10 protein-coding genes are annotated in these 22,276 nt (G+C 36.4%); 9 read left to right on the top strand and 1 reads right to left on the bottom strand.

Translation table 11 applies throughout. The features are described 5' to 3' along the window. The first annotated feature begins 16 nt into the window (after window positions 1-16). The gene (locus DKG80_RS20080) at window positions 17-3,247 is read left to right on the top strand and encodes a glycoside hydrolase family 2 TIM barrel-domain containing protein (RefSeq protein WP_109833174.1); all 3,231 of its coding nucleotides are present in this window, start codon (window positions 17-19) and stop codon (window positions 3,245-3,247) included. A 371-nt stretch (window positions 3,248-3,618) separates the two neighbouring features. Here DKG80_RS20080 and DKG80_RS20075 read toward each other — a convergent pair whose 3' ends face one another. Next, window positions 3,619-5,646: a family 16 glycosylhydrolase gene (locus DKG80_RS20075; protein WP_162556016.1), complete on the bottom strand. Its 2,028-nt coding sequence runs from the start codon at window positions 5,644-5,646 to the stop codon at window positions 3,619-3,621. 313 nt (window positions 5,647-5,959) lie between these two features. Between DKG80_RS20075 and DKG80_RS20070 the strand changes: the two genes are divergently transcribed. From DKG80_RS20070 to DKG80_RS20035, 8 genes are all read left to right on the top strand, one after another. After that, window positions 5,960-10,048 carry a hybrid sensor histidine kinase/response regulator transcription factor gene (locus DKG80_RS20070; protein WP_162556015.1) on the top strand — a complete coding sequence of 1,363 codons (4,089 nt, stop codon included), beginning with the start codon at window positions 5,960-5,962 and terminating at the stop codon, window positions 10,046-10,048. A 482-nt stretch (window positions 10,049-10,530) separates the two neighbouring features. Then, window positions 10,531-10,896, top strand: coding sequence for a BAR domain-containing protein (locus tag DKG80_RS20065; protein ID WP_162556014.1), 366 nt, complete (start codon window positions 10,531-10,533; stop codon window positions 10,894-10,896). Between the two features lie 29 nt (window positions 10,897-10,925). Further along, window positions 10,926-11,771: an AraC family transcriptional regulator gene (locus DKG80_RS20060; protein ID WP_109833170.1), complete on the top strand. Its 846-nt coding sequence runs from the start codon at window positions 10,926-10,928 to the stop codon at window positions 11,769-11,771. Between the two features lie 94 nt (window positions 11,772-11,865). After that, a complete protein-coding gene (locus tag DKG80_RS20055; protein WP_109833186.1) occupies window positions 11,866-13,239 on the top strand; it encodes a sulfatase in 1,374 nt (457 codons plus the stop codon). A gap of 383 nt (window positions 13,240-13,622) precedes the next feature. Next, entirely contained in the window at window positions 13,623-16,787 is a 3,165-nt protein-coding gene (locus DKG80_RS20050; protein ID WP_109833169.1) for a SusC/RagA family TonB-linked outer membrane protein, read from the top strand. Window positions 16,788-16,806: 19 nt separating this feature from the next. Beyond that, window positions 16,807-18,519: a RagB/SusD family nutrient uptake outer membrane protein gene (locus tag DKG80_RS20045; RefSeq protein WP_109833168.1), complete on the top strand. Its 1,713-nt coding sequence runs from the start codon at window positions 16,807-16,809 to the stop codon at window positions 18,517-18,519. A 17-nt stretch (window positions 18,520-18,536) separates the two neighbouring features. Then, on the top strand, window positions 18,537-20,192 hold the full coding sequence (locus DKG80_RS20040) for a hypothetical protein (RefSeq protein ID WP_109833167.1): 1,656 nt from the start codon (window positions 18,537-18,539) through the stop codon (window positions 20,190-20,192). 264 nt (window positions 20,193-20,456) lie between these two features. Further along, window positions 20,457-22,274, top strand: a complete 1,818-nt coding sequence (locus DKG80_RS20035; RefSeq protein ID WP_109833166.1) for a family 16 glycosylhydrolase — start codon at window positions 20,457-20,459, stop codon at window positions 22,272-22,274. Window positions 22,275-22,276 lie beyond the last annotated feature (2 nt).

Below are 22,276 nucleotides of genomic sequence, written 5' to 3'. Positions count from 1 at the left end.
ATAGATAAGGCATAAAATGAGAAAAATAGTTTTAATCCAATGGTGTTTCTTATTGTTGACATTGGGAGTACAAGCCCAAAATGATTGGGAGAACGAGTTAATGTTCGAACAAAATAAGATGCAAGGTAGAGTCGCTACTTATTCTTATGAAAACATTGAGGATGCTCTTAACGGAGATCGTAGTAGATCTAGAATGGTTTCTCTAAACGGTGTATGGAAGTTTAAATATGTATCTAAAACTACCGACCGTCCGACTAATTTTTTTTCAAGCGATTTTGTTGGTGAAGACTGGAGTGACATTCCAGTACCTTCGAATTGGGAATTACAAGGTTTTGGTCGGCCAATTTATACGAATATAACTTACCCTTTTACACCTAATATTCTCGATTCGACATTGACTTATGATTGGAAGGGACCTCAGCCACCTTTGCCACCAAAAATCTATAGAGAAAACCCTGTAGGAAGTTATTTTAGAGATTTTGAGATTCCAGAGTCTTTTAAAGAGCAATCCATTATTCTGCATTTTGGAGGTGTTTCTTCTGCATTTTATGTGTGGGTTAATGGAGAGAAAGTAGGTTACAGCCAAGGAAGTAGATTAGCTGCTGAATTCGATATAACGGAATTTGTCAAATCAGGAAAAAACAGAGTAGCTGTTCAAGTATTTAGATGGAGTGATGGTAGCTATATAGAAGATCAGGATATGTGGAGACTAAGTGGTATTCACAGAGAAGTATTATTATTGGCTCAGCCTATAGTTTCAATAAGTGACTTTTTTGTCAGAACTAAATTTGACGAAACTCAAATTGATGCAGAACTTCAAGTTCGACCTAAAGTTTTCGTGAAAACCAATGAAGACAACTTGACCGGTTGGAAGTTAAGAGGGATGTTATACGACACTAATGGGCGTCCTGTAATGGACCATTGGATGTCAACAGATCTCAAAAAAATCTATTTGGAAAGGTGGGGACCCAGAGATATGCCTCCTTTTGCTTTTCTTAAAGCGAAAATTCATCGACCCCAAAAATGGTCTGCAGAACAACCGAACCTTTATACGCTTGTTTTGGAAGTAGTTTCGTCCAATGGTACTACCGTAGAAGCTAGAAGTCAAAAGATAGGTTTTAGGACTATAGAGTTTGGTAGCAGACAAGAGCTGTTAATAAATGGCGAGGAAGTTGAGATCATGGGAGTCAATAGACACGATCATCATCATATTCGCGGAAAAGCCCTGACAAGAGAAGATATGGAGGAGGAAGTAAAGATGTTAAAGCGATTTAACTTCAATGCTGTACGTACTTCTCATTATCCAAATGATCCATATTTCTATGATCTCTGTGATAGGTATGGTTTATACATCATGGATGAAGCTAACATAGAATGTCACCATTTGGGAAGCTATATTCCTAATCAACCATCATGGACTGGAGCTATGATGAGCCGTATTTACCGAATGGTAGAGCGAGATAAAAATCACCCGTCAATTATTTCTTGGTCATTGGGTAATGAATCAGGTACAGGGCCAATATTTGCAGCCGCGGCAAATTGGATTAGAAGTTATGATCCCTCAAGGTGGATTCACTATGAAGGAGCTCAAGGAGATCCATTAAGTCCATACTACATAGAAGATCCTATGATTGGTTACAAGTCAAATAATTTCGAATCGATGGCTAATCCTGATGATAGGTTTTATGTAGATGTAGTGAGTAGAATGTATCCTAATTTATACCAGCTTATCAATATGTCTAAAAGTCCACATATTAACCGACCTATCGTTATGTGTGAATATATGCATGCCATGGGAAACTCTATAGGAGGATTAGGAGAGTTTTGGGATGAGATTAGAGCTAGACCAAATCTTATTGGAGGGTTTATTTGGGACATGAGAGATCAAGGTTTAGTAAAGAAGGACGAAAATGGCAATCAATACTTTGCTTATGGGGGTGATTTTGGAGATCGACCTAATGATGGGAATTTTTGTATGAATGGAGTATTTGCTTCCGATATGACACCTCAACCCCACGCACATGAAGTAAAGTATATTTTTCAGCCAGTAATGATTGAATCATTCGATATTGAAAATGGGTTGGTAAATATTATTAATCGATTCAACTTTAATGACCTTAAAGATTATCAAATTAAATGGTCAGTCTCAGAGAACGGTAAGCTACTTCAAAGTGGAAATTTACAGAATGTTCAATTGGCAGCAGGTTCAAATGCAGTGATCAAAATACCATACAAATCCATAAAGTTTAAACCTACAGCTGATTATTGGTTAAGATTAAGTGTACATGAAAAATCTGATAAATGGTGGTGTAACAAAGGTTATGAAATCGCCAAAGAACAATTGTTAATTAAAGCCTCCTCGGACTTGTCTGATAAACATATTACGAAATACAAAGGAGTTTTAACGATAGACAAAAGAAATGGCAATACTGTAATAAATGGTGCTAGGTGTAAAGTTTCAATTTCTAATGATTCGGGGCAAATATATTCTTATGTAGTAAATGGGAGAGAGCAATTGGAGATGCCGTTAAAGCTTAACTTTTTTAGACCACCTATTGATAATGACCTGAGAGGGGAAAGTAATAAACCGTTCAGGAAATCGAGAGATGTATGGGAAAAGATGGCTGAAGAATTAAAAATGGTAGATATTGAGGTTGAAAACTTCCACACTCAAGCAGTTGTTAGAGTAAAATTAAAACATGATGTTGGTGTTGATGTATGTTTAGTTTATACCGTTTATAATGATGGTACGTTAGGTGTTGAAATGATGCTAGAAGTAGACGAAAACTTACCTGATATTCCAAGGATAGGTATGACCATGGGGATTTCGAAAGATCTAAGTAACACTTCTTACTATGGAAATGGACCTTGGGAGTCGTATTTTGATAGAAAAGAAGCTGCTGAGGTAGGTGTCTATTCTTCCAAAACTGACGATTTGTTTTATAACTATGCATTTCCACAAGAGAATGGGAATAGATCCGACATCAGATGGGTATCTTTTAATTCTAATCCCAAATCAGGTCTAAGAGTAGAGGGTGCACAGCCATTTGGGTTTTCTGTTTGGCCCTATTCTGCAAAAAATATTGAAGAAGCAAAGCATCCTTTTGATCTAAAAAGGCAAGGGTTTTATACTCTCAATATTGACGCTGCACAAGCTGGTGTGGGAGGTACTTTATCAAAGACCCAAGATCAATTCAGATTAAAATCAGGGAAGTATAGTTACGAATTTAAACTTAAGACTCTGTGAATGCATTCTTTGTAAATCATATCATGCTATTGAGCCCCTGATTTGTCAGGGTAAACTGTGAGACTTCTACTTTCTTTTTAGAAAAAGAAGTCATGGCTTTACTCTAACTCAAAAATCTAAAATTTTGCACGGTACATTGAAAAACCATTCATCTTTCTGAAATTTATTAACATTTGATTTAAGATACTAGAAATCCCAATATTCTTTGAATTTAAGGTTTGAATCCTCTTTAGAAATAGAACTTTCCTGTTTAAAAATAGTAGGGGACGATTTATTTTAAGATTAATTCTCAACAAAGCCTTATGAAGAAATGTAGTAAGGAATAAAGGCTAGACAACAATTATTGTCTAGCCTTTATAAGTACATATAGGTTAATGTTTTATTACTGTCAAAAACAATTCAGAACCTTTTAGAAAATAGGTGCCTGATTCCAGTTGAGAGATATCTACTTTTCCAACAGATAGGTCATTTAATATAATCTGACCTGATATATCAAGTAACTGAAACAGTTCGTTTTCTTTCTTACAATTAATATTTAATATACCAGTTGTAGGGTTTGGATAAATGTTTTCTATATCCAAAGAAGAATTGACATCATTTGTTTTTACTTCTCTTGAAGAGCTATTACTGCCCCACCTAAAGCTTTCAAGTTTACCTATTGAGGAAGATTTTACTTGTACAGCATTATTGTTGGAGAAAGTAGATGAAGCATAAAGTCCATTGACTTTTGCTTTGATAGCAATTTTATCATTACCTGCTGGTTCTATAGAATACATCTGCCTTTGGAATACCCCTGTTGACCCGCATTTTAATGGAGAGTTAGAATTAGAGGAGGTTGTAAGGTATCTACCTGTGGCTATATTCTTAAAAGCAACATAATTATCGTTGGCATCTATGATAAGAAATTGTTCTTTACTGCCAATAGATGACTTAGTCGATTGTATAGCAGTTCCAGAATTTGTATTGTTCGTAAGATACTTGCCATTATTGGCCTCAAGCCAAATAGTTTGACCTATTGTAGGTAGGACTGAATCAACAGGTTCGTCAGAGTCTGAGTCCCCAGAGATAGCTAGAGAAACGTCATCAATATAAGATTGACCATTATTTCCACTCCAAAACCAAATTCGGTACCCTTCACTGGTGTTGCCTGTGGTAAAAGTTATTGTCCCTTTTGAATAGTTTGTACTGTTGAACTCAAAGTTTTTAACTAATTCATTAGTTAAAGACTTGCTTACTCCCATATAAGCTTTATTACCGTTTGAGTCCACTTTAGCGTACCCTTCGATAGTATAGGAAGTGTTCGGATTGAGTTGTACTATTTGGGCTATGCTGGCATTAGTCACTGTTGCCGCGTGGGATCCTGACCTTACATTGTTTGATACGACAGAGGATGTTCCAGAACCAGCATTCCAGTAATCGAGACTTCCTGTCTCAAAATCGCCGTTTCCCAATTGCCCTTCAGGTAAAGTAGGTGTTGTGCTAGTTCCTACTTTTTCCCAAACACGAACGTAGTCTACGAACATTGTAGTAGGCATACCTGGTAGAGCAGCTTTAGCTTTAGCATTCGTTTCAGGATTGACAGCATTGTTTCTATTGTTATAGAATTCAACAAATGGCTTTCGCAAACCCAAGGATAATGTAACATTCATAGGACGATGCCAATAAATGTTAGGTTTGCGAGCCACTTCGACACCGTCTATATACCAGATGATATTAGTCTCATTGACTTCACAACCATATATATGATAGTCATCCCGAGGATCCCATGGGGCTCTCCATTTGTTTAATTGTTCTTCTGGGTGCTGTTTAGGACGTCTCCAAACACCTTTGTCATTTTCCATTACAACTGCATGTAGATTTAAGTCAATATCTTGAATATCATCTTGATTGGGGGCATTAGGGTCCCCATCCCACCAGTCAAATTGCTGAAGTTCAACAATGTCTATTTCACTATAAACTGTTTTGCCATTCGGAACAGAATAATCAAAGTTGCTATAAAGCCAAAAGGATGGACAGACACCTTCGCCTATTGAAGCCCCTTTTATTTTGGCTTCATAGTAGCCATATGTAAATGTTTGGTATGATTTGAGAATGCTAGATTTAAAATATGTCCCTCCGTCGTTTGCATTGTTTGGGTTTTGCCGCATTGTTAGTTCAGCAGCATTATTTTTGATTTTCACATTATCTTGATTGTTCCATTTCCAAGCGGTAGTATTTGGAAGATTTCCAGTTTTGATCCATTTGGACCAATTCGGAGTCGAATTGTTAAATTCGTCTGATGCGCTCCATTTGATTTGCCACTGATCTTGTGGGTTTTCGGTTTGTGTCGGTTTTTGCCCTAAGACCGGTAGCATAAGCCATCCGACCAATAGTAACACTAAAGGATAAAATTTGTTCATAATCATAATGTTTGGTTTGAACTTATAGTTAATAATTAAGTATGTAAACCTTTTAGGAAGTCCCTTGACTGTCTTCGTCTTCTAATATGCATATTAGAAGACATTTTAAATACCTACTGCTTCTTATTTACCCTTAGCACATAAGAAATTATCCCCTTTAAATTGAGAGCGAAAGAACTGATAAATAGTTCTCATCATTGGTTAATAATTACCATGTTTTTATTCTATACTGACCAATATTGTTTGATTCTATTAAATGACATCTTGATAATAGAAGATATTTCTAAATTATGGTTTGATAAATTCTACGAGGTTGAAAAATAAATATTTGATATATATCATACTGTTTTTGGTCATGCAGGTAGAGCCAACATGTGCAGGGTTAAGTGTCAGGGAAATTGATGTGATAAGACACCTTACAAAGGAAGATGGGTTATCGCATTTTGGCGCAACGGCTTTATTAGAAGATCACAAAGGTTTGGTTTGGGTAGGGACTTTCAAAGGGCTTAACTTATTTGATGGGTTTGAGTTTAAACATTTTTATAAGAATCAGGAAGGTTCTGACCTGACAAGCAATAGAATCACAGCACTACACCAAGACGCTAATAACAATGTAATTATTGGTACAGAAGAAGGAGTTTCTGTTTACATCTACAATCTCCAAAAATTTGTTAGAGCATTTACCAATAAAGACATAAAAACAGATACCCCTGGTCCATATATCACTGACTTAGCGGAAATAGGTAATTACATTGTATGCAATACTTTAGCTGATGGAGTATACTTATTAGATAAGGATAATTATAGCAGAGTAGAGCTTTATAAGCCGGTAGTTAAATCTGATATTAATTATCGTTCAAGATCTATGGTGTCGCTTGATGATCGCTACTTTTTACTAGGGAGTAATTATGGACTACATTTATTTGATTCAGAGACAAAAACGTTTGAAGAAGTATTCCAAAATGACGGGAGACCATGGGAAGGCTTAGCATATGATGGTGAAAAGCTTTTGTTTGGTCTCGATAATTGGTCTTTAAATATTGTAGAGATAGATTGGACTGATGACAAGCCGACATTTGAATTGCAGAAGACAATATTCGGAGGGGATCAGTTCATGTCAGTTTATATTGATATAGCTAATCGACTTTGGTTGATGAGAAATAACAATAGCCTAGCTATGGTAGAAATACCTGCTTCATTACTTACAAGTAACTATGAATGTATACAATATGAGTTTCGTGATAGCTTTACGCGACTGAGTGATGTATTCATAAGTGATGAACAAGGTGGTTGGATTGCAAGCTTTAATGAAGGCTTAATGAGGTTTCGAGTAGAGGAAAGACCGTTTAAATATTCTTCACTTAAGTCTTCTAAAATTGATATTAATAGTTCAACTCAGGTAATGTACATCCAGCCGTTTGATGAACATAATGCTTTGATAAGTTTCAATTCAAACTCCATTAAAAAGTTAAATGTGTTTACAAACCAAGTGGATAGTTTACCTCAGATCAAACGAGATGGTCTATTTTTCAATAGAATCCTAAAGGATAATCAGAACCGACTTTGGCTAGGGAATAGCAGGTCAAGTATTTACAGATCTGATCAGAGTTACAAACTATGGGAGATTCTTAAAGATCCGATAATTTCTGAGCTATATAATGAAGAGTCTTGTCGTGCTATTGCCCAAGATAGGTATGGAGATGTCTGGATTATGGGTACTTCACAATTATATAGAGTAAAACTTGATGTGGAAGGGGAAATTGAAAAAACGGAATTTTTGAGCATTCTTGCTGGAAGTAGTGGGAGTGAATTTGAGATATTTAATATATACCCAGATCCTATAAAAGATGTAATTTGGATTCCAACTGTTTCTGATGGTCTAATTAAACTTGATTATTCGAAGCAAGAACCTGTTCATACAGCAAGCACATATCAGTTTCTTCCATCTTCTAAAGCAGCTTCAATCCCAAGTTACCATATTACCAAAGTTAAAAGGTTGTCAGATGAGAGTCTTTGGATTGGTTCGGTACAGGGAGGACTTAGTTCTGTAATTGAAAATGGACATAAACTACAATTTCAAACATTTTCTGGTAAGAATGGTCTTGATGATGATGATGTAATGACTTTTGAAGAAGACGATGATGGCAATTTATGGGTTGCGACTAATTCTGGTATTAACTTTTTCGATAGGCAACAAAAAGTTTTTAGGAGTTATTCTTTAGAAGATGGAGTAACACCAGCCAGCTTTGAAGTGGCATCAACCACTTTAAAAAGTGGAGTGATGGTATTTGGAGGGAATAAAGGGGCATGCTATTTCAATCCAAAGGACATACAGAAAGAAGTTAAGATGCCAAAGTTATTGTTTGGAGATTTGATTGTGTTCAATGAAAGGATAAGTGTTTGGGATAATCAGATATTGGATAAGCCTTTAGATCAAATAGAAGAATTTGAGTTGATGTATGATCAAAATAGTATATCAATTGAAGTAATTTCCCTTCATTACTCCAACACAAAAAGTCATCAAATTAGATATAGGTTGCTTCCATTAGATGAAAAATGGGTGAAAACATCATCGCAGAATAAGCTTGCCAATTTCAATTCACTTCCTCCTGGAAAATACACTTTTCAAGCTACAGTTTCGAATAATCACCAACAGTGGTCGGATATCAGAGAGTTCGTATTTACTATACGGCCTCCGATATGGAAAAGTGATATAGCTTATATTGTATATACAGTCGTAGCTATTCTGGTGGTTTTTGTTGTAATGACATTCCTAATTAGACTAAAGAACCTTAGTCACAAATTGGAAATAGAACAAATAGAAAAGAATAGAGCTATTGAACTTGATTCTGCACGAATCAAGCTTTTTATGAATATTTCGCATGAGTTTAGAACTCCTTTGACTCTGATTTCAGGCCCGATTACACTGTTGCGCAAAATGTTTGAAAACAATCAAGATGCATTCCAACATATTGATTTGATACGACGTCAAACTAAAAAAATGTATCAGTTAGTTGAGCAGGTGCATGATCTAAGGAAAGCAGATAAAAATGTACTTAAGCTCAATATGAAAAGCTTCGATTTTACTGACTTCATCAGTGATTTGAAGAAAGATTTTGAACAATTGGCTAAAGAAACAAGCAAACAATTGACTTTAGAAGGAGAGCCAAATCAGTTATTCGTAGTAGCAGACAAACAAAAGCTAGAGGTTGTAGTGAATAACCTCCTTAATAATGCCTTTAAATTCACAAGTGAGCACGATACAATTACGATTAGATATACTGTAAATGAGTCAGGGTTAAGGATTGAAGTAGAGGATACAGGAAAAGGTATAAAGGAGGAAGATCAAGAGCACCTATTCAAGAGGTTTTATCAAGCGAGACACGGAGGAGATATGTCGGTAGGGTCTGGGATTGGTCTAGAGCTGACGAAAACGATAGTAGAGCTTCATTTCGGAGAAATAGAAGTAGTTAGCTCCTATGGAGAGGGTACTTGCTTTGTGATTAGTCTGCCGGTGAAAGTAAGTAGAAAAGACCTGATGAGTCGACAGATAATGGAAGAAATACTTAATGAAGAGAGTGAAGAAGATCGTCAGAGAATGGATCCTAATTCATTTGATCTTTCTAATCTAATAATTGATGAGTCTCTTAAGAAAACTACAATCTTTTACACTGAGGATAATTATGACTTAAGAAAATTTGTAGAGGGGGTGCTAGGAGAGTATTTCAGTATTTCTTCATTTTCAAATGGGAAAAATTGTTTAAAAGCTATGGGCTTAGAGTGGCCAGATATCATCCTTAGCGATATAAAGATGCCTGAGATGAATGGCTTGGAACTTTGCAAAAACATTAAAGCAGATATTCGGACAAGTCATATACCAGTGATTTTACTAACATCTCTATCATCGACAGATGCCAAAATTGAGGGACTTGAGATGGGAGCTGATGCTTATATTACCAAACCTTTTGAGATGCGTCATTTGATAGCAAGTATTCAGAATATTCTTCAGAATAGACAGAAACTACGTGAAAGGTTTAAAGTGGACTTTCCTATGTCTCTTCAGAAGAAAAAACAAGGGGAAGGAGATAATGTATTTCTTGAAAAACTGTATGGGTTGATGGAGGAAAATTTAGCCAATAGTGAGGTTGATTTGGATCAGTTTGCTCGGGAACTTTTAATGAACCGTACACACTTTTACCAAAAAGTGAAAGCAATAACTAACAAAACTCCTCATGAAATATTTAGGAGTTACAGATTACAAAAAGCTGCTGAGTTACTTAAGACAGGAGACTATTCTATCAGAGAAATATGCTTTATGACTGGCTACACAAGTAGAACATATTTTAGTCGGATATTCAAGGAACAGTATGGTGTTAATCCAAGTAAATATGGTAAAAGCTAAATCTCAAATTGTTAAGTAATAAAGTCGTTTACAGAATTTTTTATGTCAAAAGATGTATGACTTTATCCATTTAGATAAGAACCATGCATTTACTGAAAATTGATAATTTATACGCTTTTTAAAAGTAGATGCCTGATAAATCGTTAAGTGCAATAGCATTGTTTTTATGATGCTTTAATTAAACTATGTATCCATATACTACGACTGTTTTATAAGGGAAATGCTCTTTTAGAGTGTTTAATATCTGTTTTTTATAAAATAACTTTGGGGTTTAGATTGTACAGTGAATGTATGGATTTGTCAGATACGTAAATAATACGTTTTATTATTTAAAATACTTTTTATCCGGCTGAGGTAATATTTTTTTTACAAAAGCAGACTTAAAAATCCTTACAAAGGCCGACTTTGTATTGACAAATGCTATACTTCTAAGCCAATTGTTCTCATCAATTTTGTCATATGTTGAATGAAAGTATATGATGATGAGAATGACTATAATCACAATGTATTTTGTGCTTTTAGTGCTAGGTGTAAAATCGCAAGGGGCATTAAAGCAACAAATTAGGGCGGAATACTATGCAGATGCGGCAGCAGACCGGTTTGACTTAGATGAAGAAGCTAGGAATAAAGTTGAGCAGCAGAAATTAAAAGATCTGTATAAGCTGTCAGAACTTAGACACAGATATGTTGACGGAGAATTGACAGCCGAAGAGCATCAAGCAGCAGTCAATGTAAATATAAGAGAGCAAATCATTGCTTTAACAGAAATCGTAGGTCAGGATAAAAAACAAGTGTCTGCGTTCTTCTATGAGGTGACCAAGGAAATGGCTATTCTAAGAGATATATAATTCAGTAATAGGAGTAAAAAAAGAATAGTATGAAACTGTTATTGAAAGAAGTCGATTGCCTTAGAAATGATTCTCTAAGCGTGAAAATGAGAGAAGAGCCATGTTTTGATCAATCTTGGCATTATCATCCTCAGTTTGAATTAATATACATTTCTAAGAGCTATGGGGTGAGATTTGTAGGAGACAGCGTTGAGAATTTTAAATCGGGAGATCTAGTTCTAGTAGGTCCCAACTTGCCTCATCTTTGGAGGAACAATGATGACTATAAGCAAGGTGCTATGGTGAATACAGTAGTTATCAATTTTGATAGGAACTTTATTGGTCAGAATACATTTGATAAGCCTGAATTTATGGAAATAAATCATTTATTGAACCAGTCAAGGTTCGGAATACATTTCTCAAAAATAAGCTGCCAGCTTCGAGATGAATTGCTTGCACTATCAAAATTATCGATAGCTGATCAAGCAATAAAGTTGCTAATGATATTGAATCGTTTGTCAGTTAGCAGGCATATGAGAACATTATCTACAACTGATATGAGGCAAGAGTATAATTCAGAGACTAGACGGTTAGATTATGTATTGAAGTTTATATCTGACAACTATGTATCTGATATTTCTTTAAATGATGTAGCTGAAGTAGCATGTATGACTGCCAATTCATTTTGTAGGTATTTCAAAAAAAGTACTAGTAAATCTTTTACTCAGTTTTTGAATGAAGTGAGAATAAAGAATGCATCTAGGCTATTGGTCCAAGATGAAATATCAGTTTCTGAAATATGTTACAAAGTAGGGTTTAACTCAATAGCAAACTTTAATAAAAAGTTTAAACAGATTACTGGGCAAACACCTACTCAGTATAGGTGTGCCGTGTGATAGCTAAAGGCTGATAAAATAATAGAATAGTCAGCTAAAAATGGAGGTGTGTCAAGTTTTAGAGCTTGTTATAATTGTTAAAAATAATATTGAAATGATGAATAAATCTGGATTTATAATCCTTATAGTGCTTTTTATCCAATGTACATACGCAGCTAAACGCCCAAATATTATTCTTATTTTAACAGATGACGCTGGGTATGCTGACTTTGGGTTTCAAGGCAGTGATGTGATGATCACTCCAAATTTAGACCGTGTTGCAGCTGAGGGTGTAAGATTTACTCAGGGGTATGTTTCAGCATCAGTTTGTGGGCCATCTAGGGCAGGATTGATGACAGGACGTTATCAGCAGAAGTTTGGTTTTGAGGAGAATAATGTGCCAGGTTATATGAGTAAATATTCAGGCTTAAAAGGTGATGAAATGGGAATTCCTTTAGATCAAGTTACCATGGCAGAATATTTGAAGAAGCTGGATTACAAAACGGCATTTTATGGCAAGTGGCATTTAGGTGGGGCAGACAAATTTCACCCTACTAAAAGAGGGTTTGATGAATTTTATGGATTTAGAGGAGGAGCAAGGAGTTATTTCCCATACAGGAATCATCCCGCAAGTCATTTGGACAAATTAGAGAGAGGGTTTGGTGATTTCCAAGAGCATGATGGGTATCTAACTGATCGTTTGGCTGAGAGTGCTATTAGTTTCATTGAAAAAAATAGAAGTACTCCGTTTTTTGTTTTTTTATCTTTTAATGCTGTGCACACACCAATGGATGCAATGGAAGAAGATATGAAAATGTTTCCCGAACTCAATGGGAAAAGAAAAACGGTGGCTGCTATGACTCTAGCTCTTGATAGAGCATGTGGAAAGGTATTTGACAAACTGAAAGAATTGAAAATTGATGATAATACGATAATAGTATTTACTAACGACAATGGAGGGCCTAGTGATAAAAATGCTTCTATCAATACACCTTTAAGTGGTACTAAGTCAAACCACTTGGAGGGAGGGATTCGCATACCATTTTTCGTGAAGTGGACAGGGAACGTCAAAAGGAATTCAACTTTTAACTACCCTGTTAGTACGTTGGATTTACTTCCTACTTTCTATGCAGCGGCCGGAGGAGATATAAGAGATATTGAGGAAACAGATGGAGTAGACTTGATTCCGTATCTAAAAGGAAATAAGAAAGGAAAGCCTCATGAAGTTCTTTATTGGAAGAAAGAGACTAGAGCAGCTATTAGGAAAGGTGATTATAAATTGATAAGATTTTCAGATAGACCAGCAGAACTTTACAATGTTGAAAAAGATATATCGGAAAAGAATAACCTCGCAACTTCAGAACCAGAGCAGGTAAAGGAAATGTTTCAAATGCTATATGAATGGGAATTGACTCTGGAGCGCCCACTATGGCAGTTGAAAAGGAGTTTTGAAAAGTATGATATTGATCGTATGGATAATTATAGATAATTTGTATGTAGTGATTTTCAGACAGTGATACTTTTAGATAAAGCGGTGTGTGTTATTAATGAAAGAAATTAGTCAATCACAGGTAATGCCTGTGCGCACTTTTAGTTATAGTCATTCATTTATTGTAAGCATTGTCAGTGTGACAGTGCTTTTTTTGATTGTATCATTTTATGCAAAATTTGACTTCAAGATTAGTTGGTTAAAAATGAATCATCAATGGGTAAATGCCAAGAATACATAGCCTGATGATGTTCTTAAGTTTGTTTAAACCATATACAACATCCTTTCTTTTAGGGGGGTAAATGGTTGTGAATGAATAGGGTAATGTGTAAATTCTATGAAGGAGAGAATCGGCATTCCCTGATTAACTAAACAATTTAAATATGAAGTTAAGACTACTTGTAAAAAGGAGAATAAGCCTCAGGTGCTATTGTCTGGCGTTGTTGCTGGCATTGACTTGTGGTTTTGTTCAGGCTCAAGACGTAATGACAATAAAAGGTAACGTCCAAGGAGCAGGAGAGGCTTTGCCAGGTGTGAATGTATTGATCAAAGGTGAAAGTGGAGGTTCAGTTACCGACATTGATGGTAACTATAGTGTAAATGTAAAGAGTGGGGATGTTCTGATCTTTAGTTTTATAGGTTTTAAGTCTCAGGAGATAACTGTTAACACGCAGTCGGAAATTAACATTCTTCTAGAAGCGGATGTTAAGTCATTGGATGAAGTTGTTGTTGTTGGTTACGGCTCGCAGAAGAAAAAGGAACTAACTGGGGCTGTCAATAATGTAGACTCAGAAGTCATTGGGAGAAGTCCAACTCCAGATTTAGGAACTGCTTTACAGGGGCAGGTAGCAGGTGTTAATATACAGGCAGCCAGTGGTGCTCCAGGAGCAACTGCGAATATTCAGATTAGAGGAGTGAGGAGTTTATCAGGACAAAATGAGCCTCTTTATGTTGTGGATGGTATACCACAAGCTGAAAACCCTAATATCCCACCAAGTCAAATAGAATCTATTGATATTTTAAAGGACGGTGCTTCGGCCAGTATATATGGAGCTAGGGGTACTAATGGAGTTATCATTATTACAACAAAGAAAGGAACTCCTGGAAAAACCAGAATCGATTTTGCTGCTTGGGGAGGGATTCAAAACATTACTTCCGGAACAGAATTATCAGGGACAGAGGATTGGTTTTTTGTAGATCAGGTGAGAGTTAATGAAGGAGGGCAGAATTATGGGATTCTAAGTAGAACACCTAATGCTCTTCAAAATGATACTGATTTTGTCGGTGTAATTCAAAAGGATAATGCCCCTATTCAAAATTACGAATTGAATGTTTCTGGAGGCAAAGGCCCTCTACAGGTTAATGCTAGTTTGAATTATTTTAACCAAGAAGGAGTACTAGTGAATTCTGGATTCGAAAGGTTAACATCTAGACTTACTGGACAGATAAACAATAAGAAATTTAAGATGTTTATGACTATTGGGGTCACCGAAGAAAATAGAGATAGAGAACCATTTGCTATTTATGAACAGGCGATTCGTCAAAGACCTTATAATCCGGAACCTGCCAACCTTGATTTAAGTGGAGGAGGCGTTATAGTCCCTGAGGAAGACCCTACTACATATAGTTTTTTTGCCACTCAGTTGATTAATACGGACGAACAGAAACTTCGTAGAGTTAATGTAGCGGTAAATGCCTCATATGAGTTTTTTAAAGGGTTTACATATAATATTAGGCTAGGCCAAAATACGTCTAATACCATTAGAAAACAGTTTCAGCCAAAAGTCCTTATATACAATATCAACGAAGAATTGAGCGGAGCATCACGTGAACAGGCTTTACTCAATGAAGATTATAGATGGTTTAGCAATGCTATTTTTGAAAACTTTGTAAGATATAATAAGACATGGGGGAAGCATGATTTTAAAGCAACAGCGGCTTTGACATTTGAGAAATGGGAAACTAAAGATGTAGGTCTAGGAGGAACCTTCGCGGCTAATGGTAATAATGATATTCAGGTTCCTGGTGCAATTGTTGAAACACAAAACCCTACAAGTAATGACACAGAATATTCTTTAATTGGTCAATTAGGAAGACTGGAATATGACTATGATGATAGATATCTCTTTCAAGCTATAGTTAGAAGAGATGGTTCCTCAAACTTTCAAGACAAATGGGCTTATTTTCCTTCAGTTTCTGCTGGTTGGAACATAGGTGATGAGAGTTTTTGGAATATAAATCAAATCAATGCTCTGAAACTTAGAGTAAGTTTAGGTACTGGAGGGAATAACAGAACTCAGAACCCTTATGTATCTGTAGCGACCATTGATGGAGGTGTAAATTATCTAGCAGGAACAAGTGGTACTCTTGCTCCAGGTTTGATTCAACGATCTCTTGCTAACCCAGATGTTAGTTGGGAAACCTCTGTATCTCGAAATATTGGAGTTGATTTAGGCGCTTTCCAAAATAGAGTTCAGTTTACAGCTGACTTTTATTTTGATACTAATCAGGATATGTTACTTCCGAAAGTTGTACCATTATCTACTGGGACAAATGTGACAGGAGCAGCTAACGCTTATAATTTTATTCAGGTAAATGGAGGAGAGATGACTAACAAGGGAATGGGGTTGTCTTTGCTATACAGGGATAAAACATCGTTCGGGTTAGAGTATGATCTCTCAGCCACGTTTTCTAAGGTTGTTAATGAAATAACAGATCTTGATGGTCTTGATATTGGATATGGTGGAGGAACACCAGTGCAAACTATTGGAGGAGTTGACAACACAACTTTTTTCGCAACTGGTTACGAGGCTGGGTCCTTTTTCCTGATTGAGACAGATGGGGTAATTAAGTCTGATGTGCCTGATGGTGATACATACGGTTTTCACCCTGAGACGGGAGAGGAACTTAGTGAATTGACAGCATATCAATTGATCGAAAGCAATGCTCAATTGGGGGATCTTAAATATGTAGATCAATTAACCGAAGATACCGATGGAGATGGTATCATGGATGCTGGTGACAGTACTATTAATACTAGTGATAGGGTTTACAAAGGGTCTGGATTACCAGATTTTGAAATGGGGTTAACTGCTGCTCTTAGGTATAAAGGGTTTGACTTTACTGTTCAAGGCTATTATTCGCATGGAGCAGAGATATACAATGGAGCTAGGTTTTTAGCGCACAATTTTGGGCGCAGTGCTGAACAAGTAGGAATGTGGTCAGCACAGAATTCAGATTCAGATATTCCTACTTTTAGAGATAACCGAACTCATCCAAATGCAAGAGCGTGGTCTGATAGGTGGTTAGAGGATGGAACATATTTTCGAATAAGAACAATTACATTAGGTTATACATTCAAAGGGCTTGAAAAGTACGGCATTACGAAAGCACGAGTATATGCTTCCACAGTAAACCCATTCACATTTACTAAGTACACAGGGTATGATCCTGAAGTAGGAGGTAATGGATTGTCTACAAGAGGTGTTGACAGAGGAAACTACCCAGTGACTCGTCAGTTCTTAATTGGTGCGCAGCTTAGCTTTTAATACTTAAGACTTTAGAATTATGAAAAATAGAATTTTAAATATCACGAAGTCATGCTTCATAGCCATACTGATAGTGTTGTCAGGTTGTGATCAAAATGAGTTCCTGACAAAAGTGAATCCAAATAGTATTTCTCAAGATATTTTTTGGAAGACAGAATCAGATGCAATGGGAGGTCTCACGACAGTTTATGCAGCTCTTCAATTTCAAGGAGTAGGCGGAGGAGAAGCCGTAACTGAGATGGTTAAAACGGACCTTGGAGGTACTAACTCGTTTGTTGGTAAAACAAATTACATCACAGAATTCAATATAAATGATAACTCTCCTATGGTAACTCAAATTTGGTCTGAGCTATATATAGGGATTTTCCGCGCTAATCAGGTAATCGAGCAGGTTGCACTGATGACTGATGTATTAGAACAGGAATTAATAGATGAAATTGTAGCTGAAGCAAAGTTTTTAAGAGCCTTCTTTTATTTTCAGATAGCACATACTTATGGACAAGGAGTCATTACAACAAGTGCTGAAGGTACTCCAGAAACGATTTATATTGGGTTATCAACTAAGGAGGAGATTACAGAGCAAATCATTAAACCTGACCTTATGGCTGCAATTGATGTGTTACCTCAAGAAAGAGATGATGTAGATAAACATAGGGTAACGTGGGGTGCTGCTAAGTCTCTTTTAGGTAAGGTATATTTATATGAAGAGGAATGGGAACTTGCGGCTATTGAGTTTGAGGAGGTGATTGGAACTGGGTTGTATAGTCTAGTGCCAGATCGTGAAGCAAATTTTAGAGATGATGATCCATTTAATTCAGAGTCAATTTTTGAAGTAGCATTTAATGGAACAATAAATCCGGGAGCTACTAATGCAAGTATTGTGGATGATACTGAGTTTAATTCAGGATCTGAGTCTTCCACATTAGCAAGATGGTTTGCACCTTACTTTTATCAAGCATGGCAAGTGGTAATACCAACATATAGTTTTCATGAGTTGATGGCTGCAGATTCTATATCAGGTAGTAGTGACCATAGTTCAAGGTACAGACTGACATTGGCTGCTCCAGATAGTCCAGATCAATATTATCAAAGAGATGCTGATGAGCATCCAGATAGAATTTGGGGTAATGTAGAAAGTTCTTATGTTAGAAAGTACACAAATGCTTATCACCAAGAAGATGAGGGTGATCAATGGAGGACTTCAATAAACTTTAAGTTTATTAGATACGCAGATGTGCTATTGATGTGTGCTGAGGCAGTCCTTGAGGGACGAGGTGATATTGACGCTGCCATCGGATATATAGATCAAGTCCGTACGCAGGCAGGTGTAGTTACGTTAGATTCTTATCGTGCTAGTAGTTCTGATCAAATTCCTGAACTGCATAAAAGTGCGGAACTATATGGTCCTAGACCTTACGTAAATGTTACAGTAGAGTCGATTAGAACCCATTTGAGAAGAGTTGAAAGACCGACAGAGTTGGCCTACGAAAATCATAGATGGAAAGATCTTGTACGATGGGGTATAGTTAAAGAAGTATTTGACGAACAAAGACAAGTGGAAATAGATAGATTGGCTCTTCCTCGAGATGCGAATAGACCCCCTTTATTTATAAAAGGTGATAATGCTTTGAGAGAGGATTTTGCTCCTAAAGCAGCTAATTACAATTCAGAGGCACATGATTATCTGCCAGTACCTAATGGAGAAGTAGAAAATAATACAGAAGTGAATTAACTATAAAGTATAAGATGATGTTAAAACACAAAAAGAAAATATATAGCAATGTTTCAGTAGTATTAGCCATTTTGGTAATGTTGCTGGGAGCATGTGGCGAAGAAATGAATCAGTGGGAGGTCAATAATGAGGCTCAGAGGTTTGTTATGGTTTCCCAGGCTAGTAATGAGAATATTATCAATATTGGTGGTAGAATTGAGTTTTCTGATGCTTCACGAGGAGTAGCTACACGTGAATGGGGTATTCCTGATAAGGATTCTGTTACAGTTTTAGAAGGAGATGAAGGAGCTTCATTATTATCTGTCAGATTTGATAAAGCTGGAGAATACGCTATTTCCTTACATCAGATATTTGAAGATTCAGCTTATGCAGAAGATGAGGATAGCAAAAGAGATATAGAGCTAGATACCATGTATAGAGTGTCAGTTCTTCCACTCATCGACATTGTTTCTTTCAAGGCAAATATTCTTGAGAATGGAGTTTTAGGACAAGAAATTAGTCTTCAAGATTCTGCAGAGATAGCATTAGTAGACGGGACAACGGTTAGATATACGTTTGAAACAGAAGGAAAGGTCAATTCTATTGTAGATTCAGATTTCGACGGAGGACTTCTAGTAGAAGAGTCTACTAATGTGGGAAATGGCACATTTGATATTGTTTATAATGGTCTAGATAAGGTTTTTGATTTGGAAGCTATTCTTGCAAGAACAAATCCAAGAAGTTCTGATACAGTTAAGTATGTTGACTTTATTAAGCTGATCGAGAGTCAAGAACCGTTAACTTTAGTAAATGTTATTGAACGAGAAGGCAGAGCTTATTTAAAGTTTAGTAGATCTATAAAATCATCTTCTATTGATAAAGATGATTTTGAAGTTAAGATTACTCCTGAAGGAGGGTCTGAAATGACAGCGACAATTAGCACGGCTGCATTGGATACAGATCCTTCGACTATTGTATTGACACTTGATGGCGATCAGATCTATTCAGACGATGAGGCGGTTGTTTCATACACTGTAGGTTCTTTAGAGGCTGATGCCAAAAATAGTTCCTTCCCAGCAGAGGCGTTTTCTGATGAAAGTATTGAACATGAAGAGATCAATATTCTTGTGGCACAAGATTATGATTACGGATTTGAAAATACTTCTAGTGTATCATGGGGTAACCTTCCAGCTGCAGGAGGTTATTTACCTAATGTGGCTGACCATACTACAACTGTAGTGACAGATGCTTCAGTGGCACATAGTGGAAGTAGTTACCTTAAAATGGCAGTTAACCCTGCACCTGGGCTAGCGACACCACCATCAAGGGCTGCAACCGAGCCAAGCCTTTCGGCAGGAGGGTATCACACATTTGATGCGGATTTAGGTATTTATAAAGTATCTGTTTATTTAAAAACAGAGAACAATGGAGGGACTAGATTTGGTTCATTAGGTTTTGATTCGAACTGTAGGTTATATGTTGCAGCTGCAGCTACACAAGGTAATTTTTCTGTGTTGAGAGGCTGGAGTTCTATTAGTCCTGAAAATGAGGAATGGACTCAATACTCATTTGTGTTTACAGCTGATAGAAATAGTGATTATCGATTCGTTCCATTTGCCGTAAATACAGGAGTAGAACAGTTAATCATTTATTGGGATGATATTTCAATGGTGAATTGGAATCCAAGACCCTAAACATTTGCTTAATTTACAAAACAAGTCAAGCCTTTCAGAATGAAAGGTTTGATTTATACTATTTAGTTTCTTATTAAAGATATGTGAGGCTTAGGAAACCTTGCTGTTTCGTCTTCCTAATACAATAGAGAGGTGGCTTAAATCCACTTCTCTTTTTATTTTATGATAATCCAGTTTTGGAATTGGTTAAATCTGACGAATTGTTTTCTGAAGCACTTTTATACTATTGTTTATAAATGATTTGTACTTTATAAAGAGGAATAAATGATGAAAAGAGTGGTAGCATTTGTTTTATTGTGGGTAGTGTTAAGATCATTTATGTCTATAGGGCAGCACCTACCAAAATCTGCGATAAGAGGTCAACTAAGATGGGAGTCTAAGGAAAATCGTTCTGATGAATTTAATGGCAAAGAAGTGGATTACTCTAAGTGGCAGGAAAATGTAAACAATTTTGGAGTTTGGTCATGGAGTAAAGATAATGTAAGCATGAATGATGGGGTTCTCAATATACAAGTAACTCAGGAGACACATACTAGAACATTTTTTGATGGATGTAGTCGAAAACAGATTTCTAATTTTGAACTTTATTTCAAATCAGGAATTCTTAAATCTATTGCGACCGGTACATATGGTTACTATGAAGCGAGTATGAAGGGAGCGCATGTATTCCCAGGAGTTTCTCCAGCCTTTTGGTTATTCAGCTCGATTGACAGGTCTTTAAATGAGCCAGGAGATGTACGATATAGTGAGATTGATGTAGTAGAGTTACAGCAGGCTAATTGGCATGATGGGAAGCAAGATGATGTGCAAGATATGGATCACAACCTTCATACCATTATTGTTGGGGAAGACGGTAAACAATTTTGGAAAAGACCAGGAAGTTATCCAGATGAATGCCAGAATCGTTATAGAGCTGATTTTGATCCACGTAATAACTTTCATACCTATGCTGTTGAAAACAGAGTGGATTCGATATTTTGGTATTTGGATGGTGAGGAAATAGCACGTAAGCCAAATAATTATTGGCATAGACCAATGAATGTAACTCTGTCAATGGGTATGAGGACACAGCATGTTAAATGGAATTGTAATCAATATTATCCGATAGACCCAAAATCTACTGATACAGGTATGCCGACTACTATGAAGGTAGATTATGTTAGGACTTGGGAAATACTGCCATCACTTTGGATGGATGATATAGAAAAATACAAGTCATTAGAATATATGAGTGGTACCTACTTAGACTTAAACATCCATTTCCACCCCGGTAGCGGTGAGAAAGTGTTGTCAAATAATTGGGAAGGGGTGACTGTGAGACTAATTGAAAAGAATGAATTAAATGAAAATGTCAAAGAGTACATAGGTAGTGATAAGTCGGTTGTGAATAGCTACGGTGGAGTTGCGAAAGTAGCGATTAAATTAGATGGTGTGATTCCTACTACCGAATTGCCAAATGGACATTTTTATCAGTTAGAACCTGTTTATACATCATCAAAAAATGAAGGAGAAGATGTATGGTTAGAAGATATTATTACGCCTGTGAAAATAATCGCTAATGATGGTACTACGCCTGTAAGAACTGTTTCTATTAACCCTGTATCAAACTCACTAGCTCCAAATACCTCAACAGCACTATCTGCGGTAGTTTTTCCAGAAGATGCTACAGATCTATCCTTGGAGTGGTCTTCAAGTAATCCTGAGGTGGCAACAGTTGATAAGTTTACAGGGGAGGTAACTGCTATAAAAGAAGGGAGTGTCGAAATTATAGCAAAGTCTCATAATGGAAGAACAGATAAAGTTACATTAACAGTTGAAGGAGGAGTTACTTCTATAAGTCCTAAGGAAAAAAAAAGCATCATTTATCCCAATCCATCGAAAGACATAATTAATGTACACTTTGATTGCCAAGACTCAACTACTAACATTTTTGTTTTAGATATGAGAGGAAAAGTAGTGCTATCTAAAAAAGCCGACAGTTTTGATGTGTCAATAGATGTGTCCTTACTGTCTGGAGTTTATTTAATAAAGGTGCAAAATTGTGAAGGGATTGAACTTCATACAGTTATTATTAATAGATAATA

This window comes from Reichenbachiella versicolor (assembly GCF_003171675.1).
In the GTDB taxonomy this organism is placed as follows: Bacteria; Bacteroidota; Bacteroidia; order Cytophagales; family Cyclobacteriaceae; genus Reichenbachiella; species Reichenbachiella versicolor.
The sequence above is the reverse complement of the archived record's forward strand: the minus strand, read 5'-3'. Positions and strand labels throughout refer to the sequence as shown.

What these genes read in the sequence shown, in the direction of transcription:
- DKG80_RS20080 (WP_109833174.1), top strand. Translation starts at nt 17, where the DNA reads ATGAGAAAAATAGTTTTAATCCAATGGTGTTTCTTATTGTTGACATTG.
- DKG80_RS20065 (WP_162556014.1), top strand. Translation starts at nt 10,531, where the DNA reads ATGAGAATGACTATAATCACAATGTATTTTGTGCTTTTAGTGCTAGGT.
- DKG80_RS20075 (WP_162556016.1), bottom strand. Translation starts at nt 5,646, where the DNA reads ATGAACAAATTTTATCCTTTAGTGTTACTATTGGTCGGATGGCTTATG.
- DKG80_RS20045 (WP_109833168.1), top strand. Translation starts at nt 16,807, where the DNA reads ATGAAAAATAGAATTTTAAATATCACGAAGTCATGCTTCATAGCCATA.
- DKG80_RS20050 (WP_109833169.1), top strand. Translation starts at nt 13,623, where the DNA reads ATGAAGTTAAGACTACTTGTAAAAAGGAGAATAAGCCTCAGGTGCTAT.
- DKG80_RS20060 (WP_109833170.1), top strand. Translation starts at nt 10,926, where the DNA reads ATGAAACTGTTATTGAAAGAAGTCGATTGCCTTAGAAATGATTCTCTA.
- DKG80_RS20035 (WP_109833166.1), top strand. Translation starts at nt 20,457, where the DNA reads ATGATGAAAAGAGTGGTAGCATTTGTTTTATTGTGGGTAGTGTTAAGA.
- DKG80_RS20055 (WP_109833186.1), top strand. Translation starts at nt 11,866, where the DNA reads ATGATGAATAAATCTGGATTTATAATCCTTATAGTGCTTTTTATCCAA.
- DKG80_RS20040 (WP_109833167.1), top strand. Translation starts at nt 18,537, where the DNA reads ATGTTAAAACACAAAAAGAAAATATATAGCAATGTTTCAGTAGTATTA.